General features: G+C 70.2%; 10 protein-coding genes. 1 reads left to right on the top strand and 9 read right to left on the bottom strand.

All coding sequences use genetic code 11. The annotated features are described in order from the left end of the window. Nucleotides 1–359: 359 nt before the first annotated feature. The 8 genes from ACTWPV_RS48590 to ACTWPV_RS48555 all read right to left on the bottom strand — a co-directional run bounded on the left by ACTWPV_RS48590 (nucleotide 360) and on the right by ACTWPV_RS48555 (nucleotide 9288). On the bottom strand, nucleotides 360–1637 hold the full coding sequence (locus ACTWPV_RS48590; RefSeq protein ID WP_443157047.1) for a RidA family protein: 1278 nt from the start codon (nucleotides 1635–1637) through the stop codon (nucleotides 360–362). Further along, nucleotides 1634–2599: a fumarylacetoacetate hydrolase family protein gene (locus tag ACTWPV_RS48585; RefSeq protein WP_443157046.1), complete on the bottom strand. Its 966-nt coding sequence runs from the start codon at nucleotides 2597–2599 to the stop codon at nucleotides 1634–1636. The genes ACTWPV_RS48590 and ACTWPV_RS48585 overlap by 4 nt, the downstream gene beginning before the upstream one ends. Nucleotides 2600–2613: 14 nt before the next feature. Then, complete coding sequence (locus ACTWPV_RS48580; RefSeq protein ID WP_443157045.1) at nucleotides 2614–3744, bottom strand: enolase C-terminal domain-like protein; 1131 nt, start codon at nucleotides 3742–3744, stop codon at nucleotides 2614–2616. Continuing rightward, nucleotides 3719–4645, bottom strand: a complete 927-nt coding sequence (locus ACTWPV_RS48575; RefSeq protein WP_443157044.1) for a ketopantoate reductase family protein — start codon at nucleotides 4643–4645, stop codon at nucleotides 3719–3721. The genes ACTWPV_RS48580 and ACTWPV_RS48575 overlap by 26 nt, the downstream gene beginning before the upstream one ends. 128 nt (nucleotides 4646–4773) lie before the next feature. Beyond that, entirely contained in the window at nucleotides 4774–6114 is a 1341-nt protein-coding gene (locus ACTWPV_RS48570) for an MFS transporter (protein ID WP_443157043.1), read from the bottom strand. 43 nt (nucleotides 6115–6157) lie between these two features. After that, complete coding sequence (locus ACTWPV_RS48565; protein WP_443157042.1) at nucleotides 6158–7582, bottom strand: hypothetical protein; 1425 nt, start codon at nucleotides 7580–7582, stop codon at nucleotides 6158–6160. A gap of 24 nt (nucleotides 7583–7606) precedes the next feature. Further along, complete coding sequence (purU, locus tag ACTWPV_RS48560; RefSeq protein WP_443157041.1) at nucleotides 7607–8485, bottom strand: formyltetrahydrofolate deformylase; 879 nt, start codon at nucleotides 8483–8485, stop codon at nucleotides 7607–7609. Further along, the gene (locus ACTWPV_RS48555; RefSeq protein WP_443157040.1) at nucleotides 8482–9288 is read right to left on the bottom strand and encodes a methylenetetrahydrofolate reductase; all 807 of its coding nucleotides are present in this window, start codon (nucleotides 9286–9288) and stop codon (nucleotides 8482–8484) included. Before ACTWPV_RS48555 ends, purU begins: the two co-directional genes overlap by 4 nt. A 284-nt stretch (nucleotides 9289–9572) precedes the next feature. Between ACTWPV_RS48555 and ACTWPV_RS48550 the strand changes: the two genes are divergently transcribed. Continuing rightward, nucleotides 9573–10349 (top strand): IclR family transcriptional regulator, encoded by a 777-nt coding sequence (locus ACTWPV_RS48550; protein WP_443157039.1) that lies wholly within the window; start codon nucleotides 9573–9575, stop codon nucleotides 10347–10349. Nucleotides 10350–10403: 54 nt separating this feature from the next. Here ACTWPV_RS48550 and ACTWPV_RS48545 read toward each other — a convergent pair whose 3' ends face one another. Next, complete coding sequence (locus ACTWPV_RS48545; RefSeq protein ID WP_443157038.1) at nucleotides 10404–11126, bottom strand: helix-turn-helix transcriptional regulator; 723 nt, start codon at nucleotides 11124–11126, stop codon at nucleotides 10404–10406. Between the last annotated feature and the right edge of the window lie 54 nt (nucleotides 11127–11180).

Here is an 11180-nt window from a genome sequence, read left to right as displayed (position 1 = left end):
GCGAGTCCTTCCGCATGAAACAGGCACGAACCCGGACAGGTGGACGCCTCACCAAGAAGTAGTCAACTACGAAGGCGTGGGGACCTCTATCCGGCCACCAGCGGCGACACGCACTCGGCCGTTGACATCACAGGTCGTTGAGGTCGGTCACGTCGCGGGCGGGCTGCGTTGCGGTGTCTGGGGGACGTTGGTGCCGCGATTGGTGCGACCGGTGCCTATTGTCATGGATCAGATAGGGCGCCCAGGTCGGCATCACCCCCAAGCGGGCGGCCCGGCTCATCCGCTTCGACCACGCGGCCCGCCGTCTCGCCGCCGGCGCGCGGATTCGGCACGTGACGCGGGCGATCGCCAGGGCGGCGCTAGCTCGGCGCGTGGATCCAGAAATCGGCGGTCAGCACGGTGCCGGGCACGGGCGGCGGCCCCGGCACCTGTAGGCACCAGAAGGGGTGCGGCTCGTCGAGGTATCTGCCGCTCCAGGCGGCGGTGACCCCGGGGAGATCGCGCACAGAGGTGACGAAGTACTGTGCGCGCACCGCGTTCAGCATGGAGGTCCCGGCAGCCGAGCAGAGGGCGTCGGCGTGGTCGTAGATCGTTGATGCCTGGCGATGACCGGCGTGGGCGAGGCCCTCCAGGGCCTCCGACACGCCGGCGCCGGCCACGACGCCGCCGTCGCTCACCCCCGTCAGCCCGGAGGGAAAGAGAAAATCGCCGGCCCGGACGCACGGGCCGAAGGCGGCGCCGTCCGGCAGTCCGGCGTCGACGACCGTCTTGCGGGCGGCCGCGTCGTCGCGCAGTGCGACGAGGTTGATCTCGACTCTCCCTCCGGCGAGCCGGAACGCCCGCACCGGGACCAGCGTGAGAGCACACGGCACGTCACCGAGGTGCTCGGACCAGATCTCCAGGAACTCCGGTACGTCAGCGCTGTCGGCGAGGTAGACCTGCGCCTTGACGACCGCGTCCCACGACGAGCCGGCCGCCTCGAGCACCGGGGTGAGCCGGTCATCGAGGAGGAAGCGCGTCTGCCGCCGGATCGCGCTCGCGCCCCACCGCATGTCCGGTGGCACCTGAGCGCGCGGATCGAGCGCCTCGCCGGTCGCGCTGGCCATCTGACCGGAGACGAAGACGAACTCGCCGCAGGTCACGGCGGGAGGGACCCCCTGCCAGCCCGCGCGTTCGGCACCGGGCGGGTGCACGGCCCTGATCTCGTTCTCCGTGCCGGGCAGAGCGGCGATCAGGCCGGCGGACAGGGAGTTCGTCGCGGCGAGACCGCGGTCGATCACCACCGAGGTGCTGGGCGGCAGGTAGTCGCCGAACGCGTGCCGCCGGGCACGGTGATAGGCGTTGACCGCGTCGGGGCTGGAGTAGAACTGGTCCACGCGCACGCTCCGGGACCACTCCGTGCCGAATCCTTCGAGCAGCCCTCGCATGCCGGCCAGCACGACGTCGCTCTCGCGCCGGTGGCGCGACTCGCCGATCCCCGGCCGCTCCGTCGCGCCGGTGACGGGGTCGATGGCCTCCTGGCCCGTGACGAAGACCCACGGCCCGGCCTGGACGGCGGGAGCGTACCGGATCGAGGTCCCCGCGAAGTCCGGCGCCACGGCCTTCACGACGTCGGCCGCCTGCACCACCGATCTCATGCCTGCGCCGCCACGACGTGGTTGCGCAACTCGCCGATGCCCTCGATGCCGACGGTGACGACATCGCCCGGTCTCAGGAAGACCTGCGGGTCGCTGCCGTAGCCGGCGCCGGCGGGAGTGCCTGTGGTGATCATGTCGCCGGGGCGCAGCCGGAACCACTGGGAGGCGTAGGAGACGAGACGCGCGATACCGAAGATCATTTGGCTGGTGCTCGCCGACTGCCTGACCTGGCCGTTCACCCGGGTCGTGAGCTGGAGGTCGTGGGGGTCGGCGATCTCGTCGGCGGTGATGATCACCGGCCCGCACGGCATGAACGTGGGGAAAAGCTTGCCGTTGATGGCCCGCGCCCAGCCGTTGAGCCCGTCGACCTTGTTGTCGGCGGCGAAGAACTCCTGCGCCCAGTCACGCGCGGACACGTCGTTGGCCACCGTGTAGCCGGCGACGTACTCCAGGGCCTCCTCTTCGGCGACATCGAAGCAGGTGCGGCCGATCACGGCGGTCAGCTCGCCTTCCCAGTCGACCATGTCGGGGAAGCGGGCGGGGAGCACGATCGGGCGCCCGTGCCCGGTCAGGGTCTCCCGGACCTTGACGAACAGGTACGGCAGCTTGGGCACGGCCACGTCGCCCATCTCCTGCAAGTGTGTCCGGTAGTTCATGCCGGTGGACAGGACCAGCGCGGGGTCCGGCACCACGGCCAGCAGGGGCGTCCGCGCGTACGGGGTGAGCGCCGCCGCCTCCCGCAACCGGGTCAGCCCGGCCTGGTCCGACTCCACGGCATCGACGATCTTCCTGAGCACGGCGAGCGTTTCGTCACCGCCCTCCAGGATGCCGCGCACCGACGGCGGGATCTTCCGGGCCGGAGAGAACGACGGCGGCAGCGCCACGAGGTCGAGCACCTCTCCGGTGGAGAGCAGCACTCCGGCGTGGCCGGCCGGTCCCGCGTCGATGGTCAGCAGTTTCATCAGAGGTTCTCCTGTCAGCTCGATGAAGCACAGCGGTGGAACTCCACCCGGTCGGTGTCCCACTCCAGCCCGATCCCGGGCCGGTCGGGCACGACCGCGGCGCCGCCGGCGATGGCGAGCGGGTGCCGCAGCAGGGGGCCGGCCCAGTCCACGTATTCGAGCCAGTGGGCGGTGGGACTGGCCGCCAGCAGGTGAACGCTGATCTCGGGGAACAGGTGCGACGAGATCGGGGTGCCACGCCGGGCGGCCAGCTCCGCCGCGTGCAGCCATCCGGTGACCCCGCCGATCCGCGCGACGTCGGGCATCACCAGATCGCACGCCCCGTGATCGACCGCGTCGGCGAGGTCTTCCGGACGGTTGAAGTTCTCCCCGAGCTGAAGCGGCACGTCGAGCTCGCGGGCCAGCCGGGCGTTGGCGGCCAGGTCGTCGTGCCGGACCGGCTCCTCGAACCAGGCGACGCCCTCGGCCTGTAGGGCACGGCCTCGGCGCAGGGCCTCCTCGGCCGTGAGCGCCTGGTTGTAGTCGGCCATGAGCTCGATGCCCGGCGCCAGCCGGTCGCGGACCGCGGTCAGCACCGCCACGTCCTGGTCCGGCGCCCGATGGCCCAGCCGGACCTTGAGCGCGCCGAAGCCGGGGTCCAGCAACCGCAGCGCCTCCTCGGCCGCCGCTTCGGGCGCCATCAGGCCCAGCCCGCTGGAGTTGTAGGCGGGCACGGACGTCCGCGTGGCGTCGAGCAACGCCGCGAGCGGACGGCCCGCGGCGACGGCGAGCGCGTCCCACATGGCGATGTCGATAGCGGACAGCGCCATACGCACCAGGCCGGTCACGCCGACGAGGGTGGCGCGGCGGGCCAGCTCGGCCGCCGCCCGCCGCGGTGTGAGCGGGCGTCCGGCGGTGAAGGCGACGGCGTCGCGCAGCACGAGGTCGATCGCGCGCATCGCCGCGATGGAGTAGCAGAACAGATACGCCTGCCCGTCGACTCCTTCCCTGGTCCTGAGCGTGCACAGCAGCAGCGGCGCCGTGCGCACGGTGGCCACGCTCGTGCCGAGGGGGAACCGCATCGGCACCTCGACGAGCACGGTGTCGATCGAGCTGATGGTGAGGGCCTGCTCCATCTCGTCAGGCCCCTGGCCGGCCATCGGCATGGACGGCCAGGATGTCGGCCACGGCCCGGTTCAGGGGCGTGGCGATTCCGCTCCGCCGGCCGAGCTCGACCACGCCGCCGGACAGCCAGCGCACCTCCAGCGGCCTGCCGCGATCGAGGTCGTGGAACATCGAGGACGTCATGTCGTAGGCGACCTCGTCGAGCCGCTTCAGGCACTGCTGCGCGTAGTCCTCGGCCAGGGCGATCCCCCGCGCCCGGCCGACGGCCACGACCTCGCTCATGACGTCGAGCAGGAAGGCTCTGGACTGCGGGTTGTCCCTGATCGGCCCGATGGGCACCCGCGTGGTGGCGGTCGTGGCCGACAGGCCGACGAGGAAGACGTACTTCTCCCAGATCTCCCGTATGATGTCCGGGCTGATCTCGGCGTCGATCCCGCCCGCCACGCACGCCTCGTGGAACGCGGCGACCCGGGCCGAGGTGCGGCGGTCGAACTCGCCGAAGATCAGCCGTTGCAGCGAGCCGGTCTGCGCGATCACGCCGGGGCGCGAGATGTGCGTGGCGACGTAGCCGACCCCGCCGATCACGCGTTCGGCGCCGAACGCGGCGATGAGGTGGTCATCCTTGAGCACCCCGTTCTGGAACGACACCACCGTGGTGCCGGGCCCGACGAGCGGCCGGATCTGCTCCAGGGCGGCTTCGACGTCCCAGAGTTTCACGCACACCATCACCAGATCGGCCTCGCCCGCCTCCTCCGGGTCGGCGACCGCGCGCACGTTCGCCAGCTCGACCGGATGAGCGCCGCCCTCGATGCGCAGCCCGTCGCGCCGCAGCGCCTCCAGGTGCGCGCCACGGGCGATGAACACGACGTCGGCACCGCCCTTGGCCAGCAGCCCGCCGAAGAATCCGCCGACGCCGCCGGCGCCGATGACGGCGATGCGCATCACGCCACCTCCGCGGTCGCGTCCGCGAGGCAGCGAAGCCTGAGACGGCATCGCGAAGCCCTCATGTGCACGCCGGTGTCACATATCATCATGGAATTTCCTCTCGTACAGGGGTTCGAGGGTGGCGCTCATCGCGTCCTCAGCGGCGAGCGGTAGGTCTCGGTGATGCTGAGCACCGCGACGAACGAGATCACGGCGGCGGCGATGAGATAAAGCCCCGGCGCCATCCGACTGCCCGTGACCGACACCAGCCACGTCGAGATGAACGGCGCGGTGCCGCCGAAGATCGCCGCCGAGATGCCGAGGCTCACGCCGATCCCCGTGTAGCGGATGCGCGTCGGGAACATCTCGGTGTACATGGCCGTCCCCGCGCCGAATCCGAACGAGGCAAGGACGGCGAACACGAGCTGCCCGATCATCAGGGCGGTGAGCGTACCCGACGATGCGATGAAAAGGAACAACGGGTAGGTGGCCAGGGCCAGCGACCCGTTGAAGGCCAGAATCATCGGCCGACGACCCCATCGATCCGACAGGGCGCCCACCACCGGAATGAGCACGACGAGCAGCGCGAGCGCGACGGAGTTCGACAGCAGCGCCTGCGAGACCGGAATGCCCAGCTCGGCGCCGGCGTACGACGGCATGTAGACGAACAGGGTGTAGTTGGTCACCGATGTCGAGACGAAGAATCCGATGGCCTTGAGCAGCGTACGCCCGTAGGTGCGGAAGACGCTCCGCAACGGGGTGTGGTCCACCGTGCCCTCCCGCTTCATCGCCCGGTAGGCGGGAGTGTCCTCCAGGCGGAGCCGGAGATAGAGCCCCGTGACGGCCATCAGCGCGCCGAGCAGGAACGGCAGCCGCCATCCCCACGAGTTCATGGCCGCCTCCGAAAGCACGGTGGCCAGCAGGACGCCGAGGCCCGAGCCCACCAGCAGCCCGAGGACGATCGTGAACTGCTGCCAGCTCGTGTACCATCCGCGTTTCCCGGCCGGGGCCGACTCGGCCAGGTAGGAGGACGAGCCGCCGACCTCCCCACCTGCCGAGAAACCCTGCACGAGCCGCGCCACCGCGAGCAGCGCGGGCGCCCACGCCCCGATCGCCGAGTAGGCCGGCAGCAGGCCGATGACGAGCGAGGCGAGGCCCATCATCAACACGGACGCCGCCAGGGTCGTCCGCCGCCCGAAGCGGTCCCCGTAGTGCCCGAACACGAACGCGCCGAGGGGGCGGGCCACGAAGGTCAGCCCGAAGGCCGCGAACGACGCCAGCAACGAGGCCGTGGCGTTCTCCGCGGGGAAGAAGGCGACGGCGATGGCGGGCGCGAAGTAGCCATAGACCGAGTAGTCGAACCATTCGACGAAGTTGCCGAAGCTGCTGGCGACGACGGCTCGTCGCGAGGTGAGCCGTTCGGGGGCGGAGCCGCCGCTGATCTTGGGATCGGGATGCTGGGAATCGTGTGAGGCCGCGACCGACATGGTCGCTCCTTTCGACCGGGGGGGAACTGTGGGGGGTGGATGGTCAGGCCGGGGCGGCACCGATCGTGGCGCGCTGCAGCTCGCGCACGTGACTGGCGTACGGCGCCGGCGCGACCGTGGCGCGGATCTTGACCTGTTCGTGCGGTTCCACGTGCGGCTTCCTCGATCCGCCGTTCGGCTCGCCCCAGGTGAGCACGACGTCCGTCCCCGGGGCCGCGGCGTCCTGGTCGAGCATGGCCAGGGAGAGCACCATGCCGTCGTTGGCGTTGAACCCGCAGTGCACCGACAGCCCCACCGGCCGGCCGTCGGTGGCGCGCACCTCGTCGAACTGGGGGAATCCGTAGAACGACACGGGGAATTCCAGCGACTTGTACCGGGGGCCCGTCCCGAGCTGCGAGGCCAGCACCCGCGTCACGTCGTCGGCGTCCCACATCAGGGTCACTTTCCTGCGCTGCGGCCGGTCGGCCATGGCCTGGAGCGCCTCGCGCCCGATGAAGTCGTGGTCGAACTTGAGGAGCCGGTCATATCCCAGGTTCCAGGGGTTGACGTAGTAGTCCTCGATGTCGGGTGAGGAGAAGCTGCCGCCGAGTTGCTGGCTGGCCTCCCATCCGGTCGCGGGCAGCCATTGCCTGAACCCCCGCAGGTCCTCGCCGGTGTAGATGCCGGGGAGCGGGTAGGCGATCCAGCCGCTCTCGAAGATGGTGCTGAAATACGCCTGGGTGCCGCCCTGGACGATCCCGTGCCGCTCGCCCGCCGCCAGGATGGCCGCTCGTACGTCATCGAGTTCGTCGTACGGCCCCGACAGCTCCACCCCCTGGTGCCCGGCCATCCCGTGGCGCAGCGCCAGCACCTCCCGCCCGCCGATCCGCACCCGCGCGGTGCGGAAGAACGGCAGCTCCGGCGCGGTGCCGTCCACGACGTCGTTGAACGTGCTGCCGGCGTTCGGCCCGTCGATCTGGAACCGGTAGCGGTTCCGCCGCCCCACGGGGTTGTATGGCGTGGGGGCGTCCCGTTCGATCGTGACGCCGTAGCCTCCGGACTCCGCCTGATAGTGCACCCAGTTCAGCACGCTCATCCCGCTGACCAGCTCGAAGCTGTTCTCGCCGAGGCAGTAGGCGATGCAGTCGCCGATGACGTGCCCGCGCGGCGTGCACACGACGAGTTGTTTGGCCCTGCCGGGGGTGAAACCGGTGAAACCATTGATGCCGACGCGGGTCAGCAGGCGCAGGGCGTCCGGCCCGCTCAGGAAAAGCTCGGGCATGTGGTGCGACTGGTCGAAGAAGATGACGCTCGTGCGCCAGGCCCGCTGCTCGTCGCGCCAATTGGAGAATTCCGGCGGGACGAACGCCGCGGTGAGGCTGGTCCGCGCGCGAAAATGCGGGGCTATCGTGTCGTTGGAGAAATAGTCAACGAGGTCCGGGGTCTCGTCGATGAGGTCCTGCAGCGACCGGTCTTTTCCGTCGGCCATTCTCGGGTCTCCTTTCCCGGGTCGTCAGAAGACGATGGTCCGGTTGTCGTGGCGGATCACGCGGTCCTGGCAGTGCCACAGCACCGCACGGGAAAGGACCTGCCGTTCGATGTCGGCGCCGCGCCTGATGAGCTCGCCGACCGAGTCCTTGTGCGACACGCGGATCACGTCCTGCTCGATGATCGGCCCCTCGTCGAGGTCTTCGGTCACGTAATGTGCCGTGGCCCCCACGAGTTTCACGCCGCGGTCTTTCGCCTTCTGGTACGGCCCGGCGCCGATGAACGCCGGCAGAAAGGAATGGTGAATGTTGATGATCGGAACTCCCACCCGGTCGATGAAGGAGCCGGTGAGAATCTGCATGTAGCGGGCCAGCACGATCAGATCGACGTTTCCGTCGAGCAGTTTGACCATGTCGTCCTCGACAGCCGACTTGTCCTTCCCCGCTGAGGGCACGTGGAAGAACGGGATGCCGAAGAATCGCACGTCGTCGGCGACGTCGGAATGGTTGGAGATCACCATGGGGATGGTCACGGGGAGTTCGCCGCGCCGCTCCCGCCACAGGAGGTCGAGCAGGCAGTGGTCCGACCGGGAGGCCAGGACGGCGACGCGCAGCGGCACGTCGAGGTCCCGCAGCCGCCAGTGGAGCTCCAGTTCGCCGCCGACGGTGGCCGCCAGATCGTCCTCCAGCGCCGGGATCGCCCCCGCGAGGTCCCTGACGTGCACGACGGTCCGCTGGAAGAAGGCACCGCCCTCCGGGTTGTCGCTGTGCTGGTCGAGCGCAATGATGGTGGCCCCGTGGCGGGCCAGCAGACCGGCCACGGCGGCGACGATGCCCGGCTTGTCGTCGCCGTACACGACCAGGCTTGCGTGGTCGTGGAGCGGGGAGGTGCGATCGGCGCTCACGGCGTCACCGCCGACTGGCTGTCACGCACCCACAGCGCCGTGGCGCGCAGTCCGCCGAACGGGTAGAAGTGCAGCAGCACCTCTCCGTGGCGGGCCGGGTCGAGCCGGTCGGCAAGGGCCCGCACGAAGCGGCCGGGCCCGGCCGTGCCCAGCAGGTTCGCCAGAGAGAATCCGTACTTCTGGGCGACGCCCGCCGACGACGTGACTCCGAAGCGGCGCGCGTACCGCAGCAAGCGCTTGACCCCGGCGGGGCCGGGGACGCCGACCCTGACGGGGCAGTCGATGCCCCGGTCACGGGCCTGCTCCAGCCAGTCCAGCACGGGCGCCGGGTCGAAGCCGAACTGGGTGATCGCGGTCATGCCGACGCCCTGCTGCCCGAGCACGCGATGCTTGTCCTCCAGCGCGCGCCACAACAGGCGGTCCGATATCCGCGGGTGGCCTTCGGGGTAGGCGGCGACGCTCACGTGCCGGACGCCGTGCTTGGCGAGCAGCCCGCCGCGGATGACCGCGAGCGCGTCCTCGTACGGGCCCGCCGGTTCTGCCGGGTCACCGCCGACGACACAGACCTCCTCGGCCGCGCCGGCCTCGGCCAGCGCGGACAGGTACGCCTCCAAGGCCGGCGCCGACGGCAGGCGGCGCGCCGAAATGTGCGGAACGGGGGTGAAGGCGTGCTGCAGCACGGCCCGCGCCGCGGTCACCCGCATCGCCAGGTCCTCGTTGCCGAGATAGGTCACATTGACGCGGGTCCCATGCGGCAGCAGGCCGGTGGCCTCCTCCAAGGCGTGGACGTCCTTGCCCGTCATCTCCAGCGAGAATCCCCTCAGCAGACTCGCACGCTGCCCACATGTCTCTGGTTCGATGCGGCCGAGCCCCACCATGCTCACCTTCCTGATCAAGCGGACCGATATGTCGGAATCGGGCATGACGGTAGGGCCGAGGCCGGCTCCTGGCGGAGGAATTCGGCATGGCAGAATCGGATTTTGAGTCATCGGCATTGACCGCCCGCCGTCGCGGATATAACGTTCGCCGATGCGCCCGGCAAGGACAGGGGATGCTCTGTCGGCCGGCTGCCGGTAGGAGGACACACGTGGCTTCATCAGCGAAAACCCCTCCTGTCTACCCGACCAACGCGCTCGACCGCGGCCTACGGCTCCTCCAGCTCGTCCGAGACGAGGGCAGGATCAGAGTGCTGGACGCCGCCGCCGAGCTTGGGATCGCGCCCTCCAGCGCGCATCGCCTGCTGCAGGCGCTGGTCTACCGCGACTTCCTCGCCCAGGACGAGACACACGCCTACATTCCCGGCCCGGCGATGTCGGCGGTGGCCGCCAATCTGGCCTGGAGCCGCTCACTGCGGCAGGCCGCGGCCCCGCACATGGCCCGCCTGGGCAGGCTCGTGGGCAACTCGACGAACCTGGCGATTCGCGTCGAGCACGACATCCGAGTGCTGGCCAGCGCCATCGTGCCCGGCAGCACGTTCGACTGGCGGGGCTCGGTGCTGCCCGCGCACAGGACCGCCGGGGGAAAGGCGATGCTCTCGATGCTGCCGGACCCGGTGCTGGAGCGCCTCTACCTCGCGGGAGAAGGGGCGGTCACGATCCCGGCGGCGGAGTTCGACCGGCTCATGACCGGCATCGCATGGGTCCGGCGCACCGGGTGGTCGGTCTCCAAAGGCGAGTGCGACAAGACGATCACGGCGGTCGGCATCCCCATCAGGAGCCGATCGGGCGAGCCGCTCGGCGCGGTGACCATCACCACCCACGGCCCCACCAGCCTGGTCGGGCCGGGCCTCGAACAGACGATCCGGCAACTGCGACGGGCCCGCTCCCACATCGAGGCGGAGGTCGCCCCGAGCACCGCCGGCTGACCGGGCCACCGAGGACCATCGACGAGCGGGGCCGACCGCCCGGATCATGCGGGCTCAGCCGCGAGAACCGCCCTGGGGCTCGTCCTCACCGCCGGTCGCGATCACCTTCCGGCCGGGGGCGTCTTCCACCTCGGTCGCCTGCTGGTCAGGCGCGTCGGCGGCCTCCAGCTCGTCGACCAGGGTCAGGCCGCGGCGCGCCCAGGCGATCTCGTTGTCCGCGTGCGCCACCTGGCCCTCGAGTGCCAGCTCCTTGAAGGCCAGGATCCGGCCGTGCATCTCCGGAGGGCTGGTGTCCAGCCGGTTTCGCAGCAGCGGGAAGCGGGCCTGCCTGATCGTGTCGAGCAGCGTGCTCCACTGGTGGCGGCGCAGCGTGTAGTGCTCAAGGTGCGCGGTGAGCAGGGAGCGGGCGGCTGACAGCTCGCCCAGCTCCGCGTAGGTGATCTGGAGCCGGTGGACGTCGCGCTGCGGCGGATAGGGAATCGGTGTGCTCACCCAGGCCCGCAGCGCGGTCCGGCCGCGTGCGGTGATCTTGTAGAGCCGCTTGGCCGCACGTTCGCCGCGAGGGACCGTCTTCGCGCGAACCAGCCCATCCTCCTCCATGCGTCGCAGCTCAGGGTAGATCTGGCTGTCCTGGGCGGTCCACATGAGCCCGACGGTGTCATCGAAGTAGCGGACGAGCTCGTAGCCCGTCATCGGCTGCGCGGACAGCAGGGCGAGAGCGGCGTAGCGGAGTGACACGAGCCCCTCGTTGTCGTGTTTGACGGATCTCCACAACATACCGCCTCCGGTCCACCGGGCCGGACAGGACGCCGCGAAATCGGGCCTTGACAG

The organism is Nonomuraea sp. KM88, assembly GCF_052245635.1.
Taxonomy (GTDB): domain Bacteria; phylum Actinomycetota; class Actinomycetes; order Streptosporangiales; family Streptosporangiaceae; genus Nonomuraea.
The sequence above is the reverse complement of the archived record's forward strand: the minus strand, read 5'-3'. Positions and strand labels throughout refer to the sequence as shown.